This is a genomic window from Cytobacillus firmus DS1 (genome assembly GCF_000565285.1).
Lineage (GTDB): Bacteria > Bacillota > Bacilli > Bacillales > Cytobacillaceae > Cytobacillus > Cytobacillus firmus_A.
This window is the reverse complement of record NZ_APVL01000015.1, coordinates 1-19460: the sequence shown is the minus strand read 5'-3', so window position 1 is coordinate 19460 and position 19460 is coordinate 1. Positions and strand designations below refer to the sequence as shown.

21 protein-coding genes and 1 pseudogene are annotated in these 19460 nt (G+C 39.7%); 15 read left to right on the top strand and 7 right to left on the bottom strand.

What is annotated here, in order from left to right; all coding sequences use genetic code 11:
- Nucleotides 1-49 precede the first annotated feature (49 nt).
- The 9 genes from PBF_RS17985 (at nt 50) to PBF_RS17945 (ending at nt 7797) form a co-directional block, all read left to right on the top strand.
- The gene (locus PBF_RS17985) at nt 50-667 is read left to right on the top strand and encodes a DUF3298 and DUF4163 domain-containing protein (RefSeq protein ID WP_200870066.1); all 618 of its coding nucleotides are present in this window, start codon (nt 50-52) and stop codon (nt 665-667) included.
- Between the two features lie 182 nt (nt 668-849).
- Complete coding sequence (locus PBF_RS17980; protein ID WP_035331654.1) at nt 850-1650, top strand: SDR family oxidoreductase; 801 nt, start codon at nt 850-852, stop codon at nt 1648-1650.
- 128 nt (nt 1651-1778) lie between these two features.
- Entirely contained in the window at nt 1779-3698 is a 1920-nt protein-coding gene (locus PBF_RS17975; protein ID WP_035331652.1) for a BglG family transcription antiterminator, read from the top strand.
- A 32-nt stretch (nt 3699-3730) separates the two neighbouring features.
- A complete protein-coding gene (locus PBF_RS17970; RefSeq protein WP_035331650.1) occupies nt 3731-4180 on the top strand; it encodes a transcriptional regulator GutM in 450 nt (149 codons plus the stop codon).
- Between the two features lie 16 nt (nt 4181-4196).
- A complete protein-coding gene (gene srlA / locus PBF_RS17965) occupies nt 4197-4748 on the top strand; it encodes a PTS glucitol/sorbitol transporter subunit IIC (RefSeq protein ID WP_035331648.1) in 552 nt (183 codons plus the stop codon).
- A 21-nt stretch (nt 4749-4769) separates the two neighbouring features.
- Nucleotides 4770-5783: a PTS glucitol/sorbitol transporter subunit IIB gene (srlE, locus tag PBF_RS17960; RefSeq protein ID WP_035331647.1), complete on the top strand. Its 1014-nt coding sequence runs from the start codon at nt 4770-4772 to the stop codon at nt 5781-5783.
- 76 nt (nt 5784-5859) lie between these two features.
- Complete coding sequence (locus PBF_RS17955) at nt 5860-6225, top strand: PTS glucitol/sorbitol transporter subunit IIA (protein ID WP_035331645.1); 366 nt, start codon at nt 5860-5862, stop codon at nt 6223-6225.
- An 87-nt stretch (nt 6226-6312) separates the two neighbouring features.
- A complete protein-coding gene (locus PBF_RS17950) occupies nt 6313-6984 on the top strand; it encodes a transaldolase family protein (RefSeq protein ID WP_035331643.1) in 672 nt (223 codons plus the stop codon).
- A gap of 18 nt (nt 6985-7002) precedes the next feature.
- The gene (locus PBF_RS17945) at nt 7003-7797 is read left to right on the top strand and encodes a Cof-type HAD-IIB family hydrolase (protein WP_081757316.1); all 795 of its coding nucleotides are present in this window, start codon (nt 7003-7005) and stop codon (nt 7795-7797) included.
- Nucleotides 7798-7930: 133 nt separating this feature from the next.
- Here PBF_RS17945 and ahpF read toward each other — a convergent pair whose 3' ends face one another.
- The gene (gene ahpF, locus PBF_RS17940; protein ID WP_035331639.1) at nt 7931-9460 is read right to left on the bottom strand and encodes an alkyl hydroperoxide reductase subunit F; all 1530 of its coding nucleotides are present in this window, start codon (nt 9458-9460) and stop codon (nt 7931-7933) included.
- A gap of 14 nt (nt 9461-9474) precedes the next feature.
- Entirely contained in the window at nt 9475-10038 is a 564-nt protein-coding gene (gene ahpC, locus PBF_RS17935; protein WP_009335870.1) for an alkyl hydroperoxide reductase subunit C, read from the bottom strand.
- A 599-nt stretch (nt 10039-10637) separates the two neighbouring features.
- Between ahpC and PBF_RS17925 the strand changes: the two genes are divergently transcribed.
- The 4 genes from PBF_RS17925 to PBF_RS17910 all read left to right on the top strand — a co-directional run bounded on the left by PBF_RS17925 (nt 10638) and on the right by PBF_RS17910 (nt 13857).
- The gene (locus PBF_RS17925) at nt 10638-10967 is read left to right on the top strand and encodes a PadR family transcriptional regulator (RefSeq protein WP_035331636.1); all 330 of its coding nucleotides are present in this window, start codon (nt 10638-10640) and stop codon (nt 10965-10967) included.
- A 3-nt stretch (nt 10968-10970) separates the two neighbouring features.
- Nucleotides 10971-11753, top strand: a complete 783-nt coding sequence (locus tag PBF_RS17920) for a hypothetical protein (protein WP_035331633.1) — start codon at nt 10971-10973, stop codon at nt 11751-11753.
- A complete protein-coding gene (locus PBF_RS17915; protein ID WP_035331631.1) occupies nt 11746-12087 on the top strand; it encodes a zinc ribbon domain-containing protein YjdM in 342 nt (113 codons plus the stop codon). Before PBF_RS17920 ends, PBF_RS17915 begins: the two co-directional genes overlap by 8 nt.
- Nucleotides 12088-12228: 141 nt before the next feature.
- Nucleotides 12229-13857: an ATP-binding protein gene (locus PBF_RS17910; protein ID WP_035331629.1), complete on the top strand. Its 1629-nt coding sequence runs from the start codon at nt 12229-12231 to the stop codon at nt 13855-13857.
- A gap of 32 nt (nt 13858-13889) precedes the next feature.
- Here the strand turns inward: PBF_RS17910 and PBF_RS17905 are convergent, their stop codons facing one another.
- The 4 genes and pseudogenes from PBF_RS17905 to PBF_RS17890 all read right to left on the bottom strand — a co-directional run bounded on the left by PBF_RS17905 (nt 13890) and on the right by PBF_RS17890 (nt 17057).
- A complete protein-coding gene (locus PBF_RS17905) occupies nt 13890-14402 on the bottom strand; it encodes a hypothetical protein (RefSeq protein WP_035331626.1) in 513 nt (170 codons plus the stop codon).
- Nucleotides 14403-14417: 15 nt separating this feature from the next.
- The gene (locus PBF_RS27065; protein WP_268745126.1) at nt 14418-14546 is read right to left on the bottom strand and encodes a hypothetical protein; all 129 of its coding nucleotides are present in this window, start codon (nt 14544-14546) and stop codon (nt 14418-14420) included.
- A 461-nt stretch (nt 14547-15007) separates the two neighbouring features.
- Nucleotides 15008-15841, bottom strand: coding sequence for an aldo/keto reductase (locus tag PBF_RS17895; RefSeq protein ID WP_035331620.1), 834 nt, complete (start codon nt 15839-15841; stop codon nt 15008-15010).
- A 20-nt stretch (nt 15842-15861) separates the two neighbouring features.
- Nucleotides 15862-17057 (bottom strand): annotated as a pseudogene (locus tag PBF_RS17890) (MFS transporter).
- A gap of 281 nt (nt 17058-17338) precedes the next feature.
- Between PBF_RS17890 and PBF_RS17885 the strand changes: the two are divergent.
- Nucleotides 17339-17668, top strand: coding sequence for a winged helix-turn-helix transcriptional regulator (locus PBF_RS17885; RefSeq protein WP_081757315.1), 330 nt, complete (start codon nt 17339-17341; stop codon nt 17666-17668).
- 52 nt (nt 17669-17720) lie between these two features.
- Here the strand turns inward: PBF_RS17885 and PBF_RS17880 are convergent, their stop codons facing one another.
- Complete coding sequence (locus PBF_RS17880; protein WP_035331614.1) at nt 17721-18047, bottom strand: hypothetical protein; 327 nt, start codon at nt 18045-18047, stop codon at nt 17721-17723.
- 125 nt (nt 18048-18172) lie between these two features.
- On the opposite strand from PBF_RS17880, the gene PBF_RS17875 reads away from it, so the two are divergent.
- Entirely contained in the window at nt 18173-19111 is a 939-nt protein-coding gene (locus tag PBF_RS17875) for an alpha/beta hydrolase family protein (RefSeq protein WP_035331612.1), read from the top strand.
- The last annotated feature ends 349 nt before the right edge of the window (nt 19112-19460 follow it).

The window sequence follows — 19460 nt, the reverse complement described above, 5'->3', positions numbered from 1 at the left end:
GCCAATCCGATGAATAGGATGTGTTAAAAAACAAAAAGGATGGATGGCCGTGGCAATCAACTTTCCGGTAGGCATCAAAACGATGACAATCAGCACCGGGCCCACCAAAGTCGTTTATTATCCCCGTGTATCAGGCATGCAGAATAAGCAGCTCCAGGAATCTATAAACAATACCATTATCAGGCAAAACCAGCAGCTCATTAACGAACAGACAGGCAATATGGATACAACCGTTGTGGATTTGTATGGATATTATGAGATTAAAAATAATCAGCGGGATGTGCTGAGTTTGTCTTTGAGCAACTATGTGTATCATTACCATGCTGCCCATGGAATGACAGTTATAAAATCACTGACGTTTGATCTTCAGAAGGGAAAGCAGGCGGCACTTAAGGATTTATTTAAGCCGGGAAGCGACTATGTAAAACGGCTTTCTGATTTGATTGCTGTGCAAATCAAAGAAAGAGACATCCCGCTCCTGATTGATTTTACTGCAATTAAACCAGACCAGGATTTTTACATTGCAGATAAAGCGCTTGTTGTCTATTTCCAATTATATGAAATCACGCCTTATGCGTATGGATTCCCAATGTTTCCTATATCCGTTTATGATCTGCAGGATATAATTGATGAAAATGGGCCGCTGGAGAGGATGGCGGTGAATTAAATGAAGGGTGGGATGCTGTTTTGGCAGTGTCCTTTTTTAATTTACAGTGTACTTAAATTTAATTATAGCAACCGTTTTCACTTTAGGGTGAAAAAGAGTGTATTAATCTTATCCTTCCATGTACCTATACTTAAACCATAAATGAAACCGCTTTACATAATAGGGATTGGGAGGAGAAAAATATGAGTGGTTCTTGGCTTGAATTGGAAGGAAAAGTCGCAATCGTAACGGGCGGTGCCTCTGGCATCGGCCTGCAAATTACAGAAGAGCTGATTAAGAACGGAGCTAAAGTTGTCGTCTCGGATATAAATGGGGAAAATGGACAGCAGGCAAATGGTTCGTATTTTATTAAATGTGATGTCACGAAAAAAGAAAGCGTTGATCAAATGGTAGCCCAAACCGTCGATTTATTTGGTTCAGTGGATATCCTTGTCAATAATGCCGGTATTAACTTACCCCGCCTGCTGGTCGATGCCGCTGGAGAAAGGCCGGAATATGAGCTGAGTGAGAAAGATTTTGATCTTATGGTGGCTGTTAATCAAAAAGGTCCATATCTTTGTTCACAGGCAGCTGCTAAAGAAATGGTAAAGGAAAACAAGGGAGTTATTATTAATATCGCTTCAGAAGCTGGACAAGAAGGTTCAGCCGGACAAAGCTGCTACTCTGCAACAAAGGGTGCCATCATTTCATTTACTCGTGCATGGGCAAAGGAACTGGGTAAGTTTAATATCCGTGTTGTAGCTGTTGCTCCTGGAATTTTGGAAACAACAGGTTTAAGAACGCCAGCGTATGAAAAGGCTTTAGCTTACACAAGGGGAGTTACAGTCGATGGATTGAACACTGATTATAGCAAGTCAATTCCATTGGGGCGTGAGGGTCAGCTTAAAGAGGTTGGTGATTTAGTCTCTTACCTGGCTTCAGACCGTTCAAGTTATGTAACCGGAACAACTTTCAATATTTCCGGAGGCAAATCCAGGGGATAATACAAATGATGATAAAAGCAGATCAAATGAATAGAGGATATCGGAAACCTTCTAAAAATATATAACATTATTTAAATTATTCTGATATAATTTATGCCATTCATTTTAACGGAGGAGGTGGTGATCACATGACTGATGTAAGTATAGATGAAAGAGTCTTTCAAATCATTGAGCTTGTCAGGAAAAAAACATATTGTCCGTTAGATTATCTGGCAGAGAAAATCGGAGTAAGCACCCGAACTATCCGCAATTATATTAAGCAGCTTAATAGTGACTTAGACGGCATTGCTGTATTAGAGAATGAAAGAGGAAAAGGCTACTGGCTGGATATTAAGGATGATCAGTTGTTTGAAGACTTTATCGGAAAATTTAAATCAGACAAAGCTATGCTGGATTCACCACAGCGCCGGATTGCTTTTATTATTGATCATTTAATAAACAGCGATGAAACGAATACACTCGATGAATTAGCATTTGCAATGAATATAGGTAAGACAACGCTTGTAAATGAATTAAAAAGAGCTGCAGTTTCATTAGAAACATACAATCTATCCATCCGCGGTAAACAAAACAGCGGAATGTACCTAACCGGCAGTGAGCTGGATCTGCGCTTTTTTATTCTTGATAACGTGTATGACTACCTATATAGCGAATATCCCCTTGATGAGGATATTAAAGAACAAGTAGCAAGGATCTCTCAGCAGCATGATTTTGAATCGTCCACACAAGACAGGTTAATGAAATCCATTATTGTCATGCTGGATCGATTTTTAAAAGGCCATTCTATTGAGAAGATGAGCGATAAGCACAATCGATTATTGAACACTAAGGATTATCAGCTCGCCCAGGAGATAGCGGAGGCAATAGAAAAACAGCTTCCAATCAAAATTCCGCAGCGGGAAATCCAGTTCATTACGATACCAATTGCAGGAAGAAGGACACCGACGAATACTCGAAGCATGGCAGATATCAACATTACGGATGAAATAAAAAATCTTCTAAACTTAATTATGGAACAGCTGGGATTTGAAAAGGACATCATTTTGGAAAATGAAGAGTTTTTTAAAGATCTGCAATATCATTTAACGTTTATGTTAAATCGCCTCATGTTTAATATTCGAATCAATAATCCGCTGCTTGCAGATGTGAAAGAGAAGTATCCTGTTGCCTATAAAATGGCAGAAATTGCTGGTCAAGTAATTGAAAACGAATATGGGGTAAACGTTTCAGAGGATGAACTTGGATATATAGCCTTTTATTTTGGGGTGTTTATTACTCAAAATGATGTAAAAACCAAACGATTGCAGAAGGTTGCTGTCATCTGCGGCACAGGCCGGGGAACAGCCAATCTGGTGGCGATACAGCTTCAGCGTGTCTTAAATCCCAATACTCAAATCGATCTTTTTGCTGAGTCAGATGCTTCGAAAGAGTTATTGGATCATTACAATATTGTTTTTACAACGGTAAAGCTTGGATTTGAAACCGATGCTCCAATCATTATGATTGACGAAATATTCAATGAAAGTAGTGTTTCAAAACAAATTGAAAAAGTGACCTATCTGCAAAAATTTAAGCTTAAAGATGAGGGCCAGCATAATTCACTCGTGAAGCTGTTAATTAATAAAGATAAGTTTTTTCACTTGGACAGCCGCAAAAGCTATCAAGAAAATGTGATGAACATGGTTGATCATTTAGTGGATAAAGGATACTTAGATGCGGGATTTAAAGAAAGATTAACAGATAGGGAAGCTAAAGGTTCGATGGTATTTGACCGGTACATAGCTTTGCCTCACACCAGTAATACCGCAACAGACAAAATTGAACTGTCGCTGGGGGTCTTTCCGGAAAACGTCCTGGCTGACGGAAAAGAAATTAAACTGGTCTTTTTATTAGGGATTCCAAAGCAAACAGATTATGATGCGAGCCTCTTAGTCAAAATTTATGACGAAATCATAAGGATTGCAGCTGACGATCAGCTGATCGATCAGATGGCACACTCATCCAGCTATGAAGAATTAGGCAAATGCCTGATTTATGCAAGCAGGTAATAACTGAATCAAATGTTAGGAAGTGAAAACCAATGAATATTCTAGTAATCATGATTTTTATCGCAGGGGCATTTCTGGTTCAAATGGGACTTGGGTTTCTGCAAATAAAGCATTTTTCAAATTCCTATGCGGAGCTGAGAAGAATAGGCAAAGTTGCCATTGGCAAGAAACCTGGGAAGTTTAGAGCGGGAACCATTGTCCTTTTTGCCGTTTCAAATAGCGGAAGAATCTTAAAGGCCCAAAAAATGCAAGGAGTTACCATCATGGCAAAGGTTAAGGACTTGCCAGGTTTTGAAGATAAGAACATCAGAACGTTAAAAGAGGAGGATTTGGTCCATTGCAATAAGCTCTTGAAGCAAGCCATCCTCGATGCAGTATCCAATTACAAGACGATCATGAGCGGAGGAGTCATTCCTGAAAAGAATAGTCTTTTTAAGAACATGATGCTGAAGGCTGAACGTACTGTTGCTATAAAAAAATAATAAGAGGTGAAAGGTAATGGATTTTATCATTAAATTTGCTGAAGGCTTTATGAAATTATTTCAAACTGGCGCTGATGTTTTCATTTCATGGATGACCGGCATTGTCCCAGTTGTATTACTTTTAATAGTGGCTATGAATACGCTGATTCAAATTATTGGAGAGAAACGAATTAACAGGCTGGCAAAAGCATCATCGAAAAACCCGCTATTAAGATATATGGTTCTTCCGTTTGTTGGTTCCTTTATGCTTGGTAATCCGATGGCATTATCATTGGGGCGTTTTTTACCTGAAAAATATAAGCCAAGCTACTATGCATCTGGAGCTTATTTCTGTCATACAAGCAATGGTTTGTTCCCGCATATCAACCCTGGTGAACTATTTATCTTCCTCGGTATTGCAGCAGGAATTGAAACACTTGGTTTCAGTACAGCAGAATTGGCTGTCCGTTACCTCCTGGTTGGTCTTGTCATGAATTTCTTTGCAGGATGGATTACGGACTTCACAACAAAAATGGTTGAAAAACAGCAGGGAATTAAATTGAAAACAGAAGTTAAGTTAAATCACTAGGATTTTGAGGGGGTTAAGGATATGGCTGAATATCGTTCTATTAAAGTTGTAAAAGGCAGTGGAGGGTTCGGAGGTCCGCTGACGATTACTCCTACAGATAAAAGAAATAAAATTGTCTATATTACAGGCGGTGGTTCAGAGCCTGATATTGTTGAGAAAATTGCAGAGTTAACAGGTGCTGAGCCTGTGAATGGGTTCCAAACCTCTGTACCAGATGAGGAAATCATGGTTGCCATTATTGACTGCGGCGGTACCCTGCGCTGCGGAATTTATCCGCAAAAACGCATTCCAACGATTAATATTATGCCGACAGGCAAAACAGGCCCTTTGGCTAAATTTATCACTGAAGATATTTATGTATCTTCTGTTGGGAAAGATCAAATTGAACCTGCGGATGATGCAGAAGTGCATGTAGCTGCAGCGGCAGAAAAGCTTCCTGAGCCGGAAAAAGAATATAAGTACAGCACAGATAAAAAGATTTCCCAAACGCTGGCTGCCAATAAAAATAAGAGCATTATAACTAAGTTTGGCTTAGGTGCCGGAAAAGTAATAAATACTTTCTATCAGGCTGCACGTGATGCGGTTCAAACAATGATCAATACCATCATACCATTCATGGCCTTTGTATCCCTATTAATTGGAATTATCCAGGGATCGGGAATTGGAAATGTGTTTGCTGATGTCATGGCACCTTTAGCAGGAAACATTTGGGGACTGCTATTGATCGGTTTTATTTGTTCGCTTCCATTCTTATCTCCATTACTCGGACCAGGTGCGGTTATCGCACAGGTTATTGGTACATTAATTGGGGTTGAAATTGGTAAAGGCAATATCCCGCCAAACCTTGCTCTTCCAGCATTGTTTGCTATTAACACTCAAAATGCCTGTGACTTTATTCCAGTAGGTTTAGGGCTGGCAGATGCTGAACCAGAGACAGTAGAAGTTGGTGTGCCATCTGTTTTGTATTCTCGTTTCTTAATAGGTGTCCCGAGGGTGTTCGTAGCCTGGCTGGCAAGCTTCGGATTATACGAATAAAAAGAAGTTCTATTACTATACCAAATTAGAAGTAGAAGGAGGCGTTCAAGCACAACTCCTCGTTGATGCTAATGCTATGAAAAAGATTTATGAAAACAAAATCAAAAATGTTGGTCCATTTGCAAACACATTTCTAGAAGAAAAAATGTTTATTTTATTCGGGAATGAGGCTCCCCAGGATCTAAAGGACTTTTGCTACAACATCGATGTCGTAAATACAGACGGTGAAATTAAAGAGGGCCAAAAGCTGCTTATAGATAATGAAGCATTTGAAATTACAGCCGTCGGTAATCTTGTACAGCGTAACCTTACTACACTTGGCCATATTACCTTAAGGTTTGATGGCATGAAAGAGGCTGAGCTTCCAGGAACCTTGTATTTAGAAAGTAAAGAAATTCCTCCTATTGATCTAAATACTGAATTAAAGATTGTCAGCGAATAATGAAGCAGATGATTAACCTCTGCTGACGTACAAACAATGAGGCTTAATCTAAAAAGGTTAAGTCTCTATTTTTTGAGGAGGACTAAAATGAGACTATATATTGATTCCGCAAATATTGAGCAAATACGTCATCTAAATGAATATTATCCGATTTCAGGGGTTACAACGAACCCATCTATTCTTGTAAAAGAAGATCGTCCTTTCTTGGAATTGCTAAAAGGAATTAGAGCAGTAATTGGCGAGGAGAAAGAATTATTTGTGCAGTTAGTCGGTGATACTGCTGAAGAAATGATTGAAGAAGCTAATTTTATTATGAGTGAATTAACTGGAAAACTAGCAGTGAAAATTCCTGTAACAGAGGAAGGCCTTAAGGCAATTAAAATATTGTCTGAAGAAAAGATCCCAGTATTGGCAACAACGATCTATACTTCATTTCAGGCACTTATGGCTGCATTGGCGGGGGCTAAGTATGTGGCGCCTTATGTGAACAGGATTGATAATTTAACAGGCAGCGGCGTAAACACAGTATCAGAGATTGCTCAATTATTTGAAAGCTACCAGCTGTCAACAGAAATTCTCGCAGCAAGCTTTAAGAATGTCCAGCAAATTCATGATGTTTGCCTGGCTGGCGCAGAAACAATTACGGCCAGCCCGGAACTCATTGAGAAATTCATTGCTTTTCCTGCTACAGCTTCTGACGTTAAAGTTTTTAAAGAAGAATGGCAGAAAGCCTATGGAATCGATTTAATCCATTCTTAAAAAGAAAGCAGGGGGAAAATGGTGGAGAAAAAAATAGTATTCTTTGATTTGGACGGAACACTTTTAACAAGTGATTTAAAAGTAGCAGGCAGTTCAATTGAGGCGATTCATAGGATTCGAGAGCAAGGGGTAGAGCCTGTTATTGCTACAGGAAGAACGATAATGGAAATAGGATATGTTATGGAGGAAACAGGAATACGATCCTGTGTAGCTATGAATGGCCAATATGTTATTTATGAGGGTGAAATAATATATGAGAACCCATTAGATGTTAATGAAGTAAAGGCATTGCATGAAGGCTCTTTTCGAAACGGACATGAATTGGCTTTTTACAATGCGGAAAACATAACGGTTACTGGCGGGAATTCAGATTTAATTACAAAGAACTATGAACGGGTTGGCGGTGTATATCCGCCAATAGATGATCGCCTATACTTAAATGAGACCATTCATCAAATGCTGATATTCTGTGAAGTAGGGGAAGAAGCCTATTATCAGGAGCGTTTTCCTTACTTCCAATTTGTGAGGAACTCTCCGTTTGGCTGTGATATTTATCCTGCTGGTACTTCTAAAGCAACCGGAATTGAGAGGCTGCTCACGTCAAAAAGCATACCAAGAGAATCAACATATGCCTTTGGCGATGGATTAAATGACCTGGAAATGTTCCAGTTGGTTGAGCATCCTATTGCAATGGGGAATGCTTTAGATAATGTTAAAAAGGCGGCGAGATATGTAACTAATTCACATGATGAAGATGGTATATTAAATGGTTTATTAATGTGTGGTTTATTAGACAGTAAACTAGTTTATTAATTTCTAAATAGTGGTTTTTTATATGAATCTTAAAGTGCTTGTTCTCCGCTGTATAAAATGTGCGGGAATAAGCACTTTTTTGAGTGTGAAAAAACCGCTCCTGCAAATGCAGTAAGCGGTTTTAGGTTGAAAATTAATTTCGGATCAAATAGTCAAACGCACCAAGAGCTGCAGTAGCGCCGGATCCCATGGAGATAATTATTTGCTTGTAGGCACTGTCTGTACAGTCTCCTGCAGCAAATACGCCAGGGATGTTTGTGGCACCGTGCTTGTCTACAACGATTTCGCCGAAGCGGGTACGCTCGATCTGGTCGCCTAACCAATCCGTGTTAGGAACCAGGCCGATTTGGACGAACACACCTTGCAGTTCAACATGATGTGTTTTTTCTGTTTCACGATCCATGTATGAAATACCGTTAACTTTGTCAGTTCCGGTAATTTCAGTTGTCTGGGCATTTGTGACAACCGTTACGTTTGGAAGGCTGTTCAGACGTTCCTGCAGAACGGCATCTGCTTTCAATTCAGGATTGAATTCGATAACCGTTACATGGTTAACAATCCCTGCAAGGTCAATCGCTGCTTCAACACCGGAGTTGCCTCCGCCGATAACAGCTACATCTTTGCCTTCAAATAATGGTCCATCACAGTGAGGGCAGTAAGCGACCCCTTTGTTTTTGAATTCTGCTTCGCCTGGCACGTTGACGTTTCTCCAGCGTGCACCAGTTGAAAGGATGACTGATTTACTTTTCAAAACAGCACCGTTTTCAAGTTCGATTTCAACAAGGTCCTTCTTTTCAAGTCTCTTGGCACGCTGCAGATTCATGACATCGATGCCATAATCTTTCACGTGTTCTTCAAGGCTTGCAACAAGCTTAGGTCCTTCTGTGTGCTTCACACTAATGAAGTTTTCGATGCCTAAAGTATCCATGACCTGGCCGCCAAAGCGTTCAGCAACGATGCCGGTGCGGATACCTTTGCGTGCTGCATAGATGGCAGCACTAGATCCAGCAGGGCCGCCGCCAATGACAAGCACATCATAAGGATCCTTATCTGCAAATTCTGATGCGTCAGGGCCTGTCCCTATTTTCGCCAGAATTTCTTCAAGGGACATACGGCCGCTGCCGAATGATTCGCCATTTAAAAGAACTGTCGGCACTGCCATGATTTCTTTAGCATCTACTTCTTCTTTGTAAGCAGCACCATCAATCATAGTGTGCGAAATATTAGGGTTAAGAACACTCATGACGTTAAGAGCCTGGACTACATCAGGGCAGTTGTGGCAGCTTAAGCTGACATAAGTTTCAAAACGATATTCGCCCTCAATCTTCTTCACCTGGTCGATGACTTTCTGGTCAACCTTAGGTGCTCTTCCGCTAACTTGAAGCAGAGCAAGCACTAAGGAAGTAAATTCATGTCCAAGAGGAATGCCTGCAAAGGTAATGCCAGTATCTTCACCTGGACGATTTACACTAAAGCTTGGCGTCCTTTGTAATTCAGTGCGCTCAACTTTAATGTGGGAGGACATATTGGCCAGCTCATCTACTAAAGCCAGCATGTCACTGGATACTTTGTCTGATCCAGCGCTGACTTTTAGAAGGATGTCACCCTCCATCATCTGAAGATATTGAGCTAATTGTGCTTTTATATCTGCATCAAGTAACATGATTATCGTGCTCCTTAGATTTTACCTACTAGATCAAGGCTTGGCTTAAGTGTTTCAGATCCTTCTTTCCACTTAGCCGGGCAAACTTCACCTGGGTTGTTGCGTACATATTGAGCTGCTTTAAGCTTGCTTACAACCTGGCTTGCGTCACGGCCAATTCCGCCAGCGTTGATTTCAACAGTTTGGATGATGCCATCCGGATCGATGATGAATGTTCCGCGTTCTGCAAGTCCATCTTCTTCGTTCAGAACTTCGAAGTTGCGGGAAATTCTTTGGTTAGGGTCACCAATCATAACGTATTCAATCTTATTGATTGTTTCTGAGTTATCGTGCCACGCTTTATGAGTGAAGTGAGTATCAGTTGATACAGAATAAACTTCTGCGCCCATATCTTTTAAAGTTGCATATTCATTTTGAAGGTCTTCTAATTCAGTTGGGCATACGAATGTGAAATCTGCAGGGTAGAAGCATACTACGCTCCACTTTCCTTTGAAGTTTTCTTCAGTAACGTCGATGAAATCACCGTTATGGTAAGCTTTTGCTGCGAATGGTAGTACTTCTGAACCGATTAATGCCATGATTAAATTCCTCCTTAAAGTGGTTGAGTGATATGATTATTAATTAAATAGCGAACTATTTAATAATAATTCTAATTCGGTAATAATTATCATATACGATGATTTTTTTGTCAAGGGAAAAGCTGTGAAATTTGCCCCTTTTCGGCTGGATGGCGGAAATATTAAATGCCAAGATAATAAGCCTTTATAAATTCCGCTTTTATTAAAGGTGAAATCAGTACGGAATGGAACTTTAAAAGCAGACTTGATTCTGTTAACAACAGTATAACTCTTTCTTATCATTATTACCCTTTTTTTGCCTGTACCAATCTCAACTAATATGAGATTTAAGTTTATAATTGAGAATGTGATTAAGCATAAGTAAGCAGTGGCTGGTCCACATTAAATTATTATTCCCTCTTTGACTGGAAACAATCGATATGACAGTAAAAATTGATTAATCAAACGTTTGATTGAATAAGTAAAAAATTCCCTATTTTTATAAAAATACCTTGCATTACAATATAGTGTGGTTTATATTTAAAGTATATCTTGTATTGCAAGGTATTTAACAGCAGGTAATTATCATGTAATACAAGGTAGTGGAAGGAGTAAGGTGAATGTCAGATACGACGCAAATGTTAAAAGGGATTCTTGACGGTTGTTTGCTAGCCATAATTAAAGAAGGAGAGATATATGGATATGAATTGGCGGCGAAATTGGAGTCATATGGATTTCGCTCATTGAGCGAAGGCACTATTTATCCGCTGCTTCTGCGTATGCAAAAAGAAGGGCTGATCAGTGCCACATTGCGAAAGTCAACTGCCGGACCTAAACGAAAATATTACACATTAACTGAAAAGGGCGAGCAGGAGCTGGTGATGTTTATCGGGCGCTGGGAACAGGTAAGTTCATCTGTTGACAATGTATTGAATAAAAGGGGGATATGAAGAATGGTCTCAAAAGAGTCTGAACAGTTTTTGACAGAGCTTCGTTTTTACCTGATGTCAAAAGGGAAAAACGATAATGAAATAAATGAAATTACAGAAGAGCTTGAAGTGCATTTAATGGAAGCTGAAGCCGATGGGAAAGATGTATCTCATATTATCGGGGACAGCCCAAAGCAATATATGAAAAGCATTGGGGAATCAATGACTACCGATTATCGTCAGATGGCGGGGCTGGTGCCGCTGATGATTCTTATGCTGGGTGCTTATGTCAGCATAGGTCCTGCAATTGAAGGGAACTTTTCTTTATCCAAAGGTACACTTTGGATCGCTATTATCGCAGGAGTAATTGCAGTCGGGGCTTATAGTGTTCTGATTTTCAGAGTGCTTCCTAAATTTCTTCATTCCAAGTGGAGTGCAGTTCTTCTTTTAGGAACTGGTGTTGCTGTGACAGGTATTTTGGTTATGGTTTTACTTTGGAATCAGAAACAGGGGTTTGAACCAGTCTTTACAGCAACGCCCTTTCAGAATAATGTAATTGTGGCTGTTTGTGCGGTTATATTTATTGTTTCTGCTATTTATACAAAAACATGGTTTACGATTATAATTCCCCTGTTTATATCTATGGGACCTATTGCCAATCGGTTTATTCCACAGGATGTGAATGAAGATCCAACATATATTTTATATACTGTTATCGCATTCGTTATTATAGCGGCAATCATGATATTCGTATTCATGGTTAAACGGAAAAAAATGCTGAACAATGGAGGAAAACGAAATGTCTAGCTTGCCAAATTGTCCGAAATGCAGTTCAGAGTATACGTACGAGGACGGGCTGCTCTTTGTATGTCCTTTGTGTGCACATGAGTTGGCAGCTGAATCTGAAATCAACAGTCTTGAGAAGGAAAAGGTGTTTAAGGATTCTAATGGAAATGTACTAATTGATGGAGATACGGTATCCGTCATTAAAGATCTTAAAGTGAAAGGCACCTCTTCAGTCATTAAGATTGGAACCAGGGTGAAAAATATTCGTCTTGTGGACGGTGATCATGATATTGACTGTAAGATTGAAGGTTTTGGCGCCATGAAGCTGAAATCGGGGTTTGTGAAGATAGTGTAACGAAAAAGGGCCTATCCTTCCATGGATTGGCTTTTTTACATTTCCTTTTGCGGGTCTTAAAATAGTAGTGGAAAGGTCATCACCGCTGGTTTATGATAAAGAAAGAATATTAAGAATTTCTCAATATAGGTGGGAGCCTCCTTGATACTATTAGACTACATTGTCAATCTCTCCATTTTTTCATTACTGGTCAGTGTACCTTTAATTCTCCGCTCGTTTATCAGTCATAAACCGCTTAAGGACCTGCATCTTTTGGGCGGCATATATGCAGGAATTATTTCTGTCATTCTTGTGGGTTTATCTTTTAACGAGCAGGGTTATTCCTATGATATTCGCTATGCCATTCTGATTTTGGCATTTTCCTATTTGGGGCCGGGAGCAGGGGTTATTACCGCAATTATTGCTCTTGCCACAAGGCTTGCAGTCAGTGAGAATTGGCTGCCTGCCGTAATAGGAGTACTGCTTATTTTGATTGCTTTTACTGTCATACATAGATATACCCAGCACCATAAGGCAGTTAGAAAAACGGCCATATTATATGGTGTGTATTGTATCATTTATATTATTACGGTACCGGTCATTTTTAACGTTTTTAGGGACAGCCTGATTTTTCATCTGCAATATCTTCTGTTTGTGGGACTTGGTGTCATTGTTGGAAGCTTGCTGATTGAATCCTTTGAAAGGCTGATTCGAATCATCACAGCAAAAAAGCAGATGGAAAAGACGCTGGAAGAAAGTGAGTCTAAATACCGGCTAATCGCTGAGAATACTTCAGACCTTATCGCTGTCATGGACAGAGATCGCAGTTTGAGTTATCTATCTCCGTCTCATGAGTTTGTTTTAGGATATGAAGTGCCGGAACTGCAAAAGATGGAAGTAGATATTGTTATTCATCCTGATGAAGCAGAAAATTTTCAGGCAGGCATGCAAAGGATATTCGAAAATAATGAGAGAATGGCAATGGAGTTCCGGCTAAAACACAGAGATGGCCATTGGATTGAATTTGAGTCACGGTGTATGCCGGTTGAGGGTGAAAATGGTGTAATCGAGCATGTTGTCATGATCAGCAGGGATATTTCTGAACGGAAGAAAGCGGAGGAATTTCTTTTGCAGTCTGAGAAATTATCAATTGTCGGGGAGCTCGCAGCGGGGGTTGCCCATGAAATCAGAAACCCGCTTACAACCATCAAAGGGTTCCTGCAGCTTTATAGAAGCGACAATACCCAAATTAATGAATTGCTGCTCAGTGAGCTGGAACGCATTGAAAATATCACCACTGAAATGCTTACGCTTGGAAAACCGCAGGCAATACAAATGGATACTGCGGATTTAAAGGATATTATAGTAAAGACAGTCGAGTTATTATCCCCTCAGGCAAATATGAACGGTATCCAGTTCAAGCTGAATATTGCTTATGGTGATTTTTTGATATTATGTGAAAAAAACCAAATCAAGCAGGTTTTTTTGAATATCTTAAAAAACGCCATGGAGGCTATGGGTAACGGAGGGGATATTGAGATTTCCCTCAAGAGTAATAATGACGGGGGATGTATTGTCTCTTTTCAGGATCAGGGGTGCGGAATACCTGACGAATTTCTGCCGAGACTGGGTGAACCTTTTTATACATTAAAAGAAAAAGGGACTGGCCTGGGACTTATGATTTGCCATAAGATCATTAAGCAGCATCATGGAAGCATCGTATATAAAAGCAAGATTGGTGAAGGTACTTTAATAGAGATTACATTGCCGCTTTTAAAAGCAATTACATAAATTGAAAAAAGCAGGGGGAGACCTTGCTTTTTTCAATATATCTTGGATGAACCTTCAAGCTCCGGATCCATAAGTCTCTTTTTTGCAAAACGAAACACAATAATGAGCAAGACAGCCGCTGCCGGATAAACCGGGATTGAATAGACCAGTTTCCATCCTGTATAGATGAGTGCATGATTTTTAACAGTAAGCCATTCAAAGAATATGGAAAATGCACTCCAGCCCAGTATGTACCAAATAGACTTCTTGCCATAGAGTTCCCAGCGGTCATAGCCAAATAAAAAAATCAGAGCGGAACAGGGATACATGAAAAAATGAAAAAGGGCTCCCGATAGTTCATAAGTAGGGTTGTCACCAAATATATACATCCGAAAAGGCGTGGCCAGCAGAAAGTAATCAATGGTCGCAACCAATGCAAGGTTATAAACCCATATGATTATAACTAAAACTGGAGGAAAGTACTTTCGGATCGGCAGAAATAAGAGTATTACAATCGCAGAAGTCAAAATAAAGAACCATTCATTCCAATCAAATGTTACATTCATACAGCCTAGACTCCTCTATATAGTATCTTCCGGAAAAAATTCATAAAGCCGATTAAAATCAGTAGTGACAGCAGCCAAAAAGTAAATGACCACCAAATTTTCCAATTGATATGAATCAGCACTCCAGTTGTATGCCCAAGCCATTCCAGCCCGCCTAAGATCAAGATAAAAAAGATTATTAAAAGGAGCTTTCTCTTGTATGTTTTCTGGATAAGAAAATAGTTCAAAAAGAGGACCATGAATGCAGGGAAAAGCAAAATTCGATTAAGGAAATGGGCGAATTCATAACTCAGTTGTTCCGGAATGATGAGAGTTTTGAAGTTCATATAGCATAGGGCTGAAAAATTTTGAAAAAGATAGGAGCTTAACATCCAATAGATGAGGGTTTCCAATATATGCAGATGTTTCTTTAGTTTAATAAAAACCAACAATACGGATATATTGATCACGAGGTAAATAAGAAAAATCATTGTGCATGAACCCCCTTTGTCTCAATGGATTAACTTGTTTCTTCTTATCTTGTTCATTAGGGGCTGTTTTATTTAGTTATCTGATCGTGTTAATAAGAAGAAACGAGGAGCCTGCTGCTCCTCGTCTCGATATATTTAGAAATCAAAGTTGTCAGGATCTGGTCCAACGCGTAAATGTTCATCTAAGGAATTAATCAATTCCATGTCTTGGTGAGATAGTTCAAAATCAAATAAATCTGCATTTTCTTTGATGCGATGAGGTTTTGTTGACTTAGGAATGGCAATAATGCCGTTTTGCAGGTGCCACCTCAGGACAATTTGCGCAATGGTTTTTCCATATTTTTCAGAAAGTTCCTTCAGAATCCCATTTTCAAATAATCCGCCTTGCATAAGTGGAGCCCACGCTTCAATGTGCATATCATGTTTGGCAGCAAAGTCACGAAGTTCAGTTTGAGCCAATTTCGGGTGCAATTCAATTTGATTAATCATTGGTTTGATTTCAGCTGTTTTCAATAGATTTTCTAAATGGCTGATCTGAAAGTTGCTGACGCCAATCGCTTTGATTTTACCTTCTTTATATAAATCTTCCAGTGCTCTCCAAGTTTCTGTGTATTTCCCCTCAACAGGCCAATGGATCAAATAAAGGTCAAGATATTCAAGTCCCATTTTTTCCATTGTGGTGTTAAACGCCTTAAGAGTTGCTTCATAGCCCTGGTCGGAATTCCACACTTTTGAAGTGATAAAAAGCTCTTCTCTATTAAAGCCAGAAAGGCGGATGGCTTCTCCCACCCATTCCTCGTTGCCGTAGATGGAAGCTGTGTCGATGCTTCTATATCCAATCTCAATAGCTGCTTTAACAGCGGTTATTAGTTCTTCTTCCTTTTCCACCTTAAATACACCAAGGCCAATCCTGGGCATTTTAACTCCATTTGCAAGTGCTGCAGTACTTGATAAAGATAGATTATTCATATAAGACACTCCTTAATTAGTTAAGTTTGTTTCTCAAGTTTTTTTAGCCATCCAGTAAGCAACACGGCCCCAAGCACCATTACTCCGCCAATCCACGGTGTGTGAATTAAGCCGATAGAGTCGACGATCAGTCCGCCAGCAAATGAGCCGATAGCAATCCCGATATTAAAAGCTGCGATATTTAATGCGGAAGCCACATTGACAGCTGAAGGAACATATTTCTCAGCCAGGTTTACCACCAGAATTTGAAGGCCTGGCACATTCATGAAAGCAAATAAGCCCATTAGAAAAATAGCAATAAGCCCAAGAATTTTAAAAGGTGCTGCAAAAGTGAGAAGGCCTAAAATAATGGCTTGCAGAGTAAACATCCAAAATAACGCTTTTAATGGATCTTTATCAGAAGCTTTACCCCCAAGAACATTGCCAATCGCCACGGCCACGCCGTAAGCAAGCAGAATAAAGCTGACCCATTTTGCGCTAAATCCTGTTACATCTTCGAGAAGGGGTGTCAGATAGGTAAAAGCTACAAATGTTCCTCCGTACCCGAGTGCAGTAATGCTAAATGCTAAAAGTAATTTTCCGCTGTTTAAAATTTTCAGCTGTTCACTAAACTTGGAAGCTGGTGCTTGTTTAAGATTTGCCGGAATCAGTATGGCACTGGCGATAATTCCAATTATCCCCAGAAAGGCCACTCCCCAGAAGGTGGCTCTCCAGCCAAATATCTGTCCAATAAACGTTCCGAGCGGTACACCTGTCACGGTTGCGACAGTCAAACCGGTGAACATAAAAGCGATCGCACTGGCTCGTTATTTTCAGGTACTAAATCAGCAGCTATGGTCGAACCAATTGAGAAAAAGATGCCGTGTGAAAAAGCTGTTATAAAACGCGCAGTCAGCAAAAGAGCAAAAGACGAAGACATGGCTGCGACAGAATTTCCAATGATAAATAAAACCATTAATGACATAAGCAAAGACTTTCTGTTCATTTTACTGGTCAAAGCAGTTAGTATAGGCGCACCAATGGCAACTCCCATGGCATAACCGGAAATCAATAAACCGGCCAATGTAATGGAAATTCCCAAATCACCTGATATAGTAGATAAAAGCCCTACAGGGACAAACTCTGTGGTCCCTATGCCGAATGCGCTGATTGCCAGTGCAAAAAGGGCTGGAGTGCCGCCTGTTTCTTTTTGTCTATTTAATGCAATTGAATTCATTAGCAATGAATCCTCCTTATTAATGTAATAGCAGTTAAGAAAGCATAGCCAGGCGCCTTGGCCAATCAATCTTATGATAGATATTATGGAGCATGTCAAACATAGTGAACAGTACGTACTTTAAAGTAATGCAGGCACTAAAAAGTAACCTATAGTCAATTTCACCATTTTGTTTTATGCTTCCTTATGCTATTATGGATGGCATGATTCGAAATGAATAGTACGCACTTCAAAGTAATGTAGGTACTTTTTAGTTCCTATCAAAAAGAGGGGGAATGAAGTTGGCTTACAATATTCCGGTAGAAGCTACATTAGATGTGATTGGCGGGAAGTGGAAAGTTGTAATCATGTGTCATTTAATTAAAGGTGAAAAGCGTACCAGCGAGCTTAAACGCCTTATGCCTGGGATTACGCAAAAAATGCTGACTCAGCAGCTTCGCGAACTTGAAGCGGATGGGGTTGTAAACCGCACTGTTTTTGATCAAGTGCCCCCTAAGGTTGTATATTCTTTAACAGATTACGGATGGTCACTTCGCCCGATTCTTGATGCAATGTGTAACTGGGGAGAAGGACATATTGAGTTAACAGGCGGAGAGCTTGTGGAACAATAAAAAAGTTAGGACTCGTATGCTTTAAGCAAACGAGTCCTTTTTAATGGCTAAGCTATTTACTCTTTATTTGTTCTCGGATACTCTCGAGCTCCTCAAGCGATAAAGAGCCAAGTGACTTCTTAATTTCTTCCTCGATTTGTTTCTTATTATTTTCCCTGTATTGGTCCCACCATTCCCGCAATCCTTCTGTATTTGCAAGCAGATACTCGATATCAATTTCTTCTACCTCATCATCGGATAGATAATTTAAAACAGAAGCTAACATCCTATTTAGCTTGCCGATTTCATCCTCACTTCTTTTGATAGGTATATTTAATAGTGGATCATTATCCTTCTTGGTCTCTTCCCCGCTGTTTGCTGATGCTGCTTTCCTTGGCACAAAATCAGCCCTTTCTAATACAAATAAGAATTGCTCTTAGTATTGCCTCAAAAAAATAAAAAAAATGAACGATATTTATTAGTATGCGTCTAATGAGTAAAGACATTAATAGGGGGGTACTCATAATGAAAGAACGTGAGGTGGAATTTAATACAGATATAATAATAAAGGGAACAGTGAGTTTTCCGAAGGAGTCAGAAGGAAAGCTTCCTCTTGTTATTATAATTCATGGTTCGGGCCCAGTTGACCGGGATGGCAATGCGAAGGTTATGCAGATGAATGCTTATAAGATGCTTGCTGAGTTTTTTGCATCCGCTGGCGTGGCGGTTCTTAGATATGACAAGCGGGGAGCCGGGGTGAGCGGCGGTGATTTTTATCAAACAGGCATGTGGGATTTAGTTAACGATGGGATAGCAGCTGTGAAGGCGGCTCGGGATCTGCCGGAAATTGACCCGGAAAGGATTTTTCTGCTGGGTCACAGTGAAGGATGTACATTAATTCCTCCTATTAATAAGAAGACAGAAGCTGCGGGTATTATCCTCCTTGCTGGTCACGCAGAAAATGTCAGGAATGCTTCTGAGCTGCAAGTGAAACTGCTGGAAGAGGAAGTTAAAGAGATGAAGGGGGTTAATGGCTTTATTCTCCGTGCCTTAAAAGTTCATAAAACGGCTGCTTCCAAACAAAAGAAACTTTTCGATGAAATGATGGAGTCAGAAGAGGCAGTGATGAAAAAAGGATTTACAAAGATCAATGCAAAATGGGCTAGAGAGCATTTTCAATATAATATGGAAGAAGATTTGTCTGCTATTACATGTCCCGTTCTTGCCATTACCGGCAAGAAAGATGTTCAAGTGGATCCTGAGCATGTACATCTTTTTGCTGAAAAAGTGAATGGCCCAGCTGAGAGCTATAATATCCCGAATATGAACCATCTTCTTAGGGATCAGGAAGAAGAAACCTCTATGCTAAAGCTGAAGTCAATTTATAAAAAAAGTCTTTTAAAGCCGCTGAGCGCTGAAATGCTGGACATAATTGAAGAATGGACGAAGAAGTATATTCTCTGAAAAAGAAAAGGTGCATGCGCATGGTTTAAAGAAAAATTATGGCGTATGCAATTTTTTTATATAAAGTATTGACTTTAGGTTTTGAATTATTGTAAGATAGTTTTTGTCGCTAAGAGGTATTCGCTCAGCGGCAAAGAAAAAAGCTTTTAATCTGTTTGAATGTCAAATAGAAAAAAGTGAAAAATGCTGTTGACTTCCATAAGGGAAGATGGTAAGATGAATATCGTTGTCACTTCGAAAGAAGTTAGCACATTAGCTCTTTGAAAACTAAACAAAACAGAAACGTCAACGTTTAAACATTAGTCTTTTTTTGAAAAGACAACTCGAGCTTAATCAACTCTTATATGGA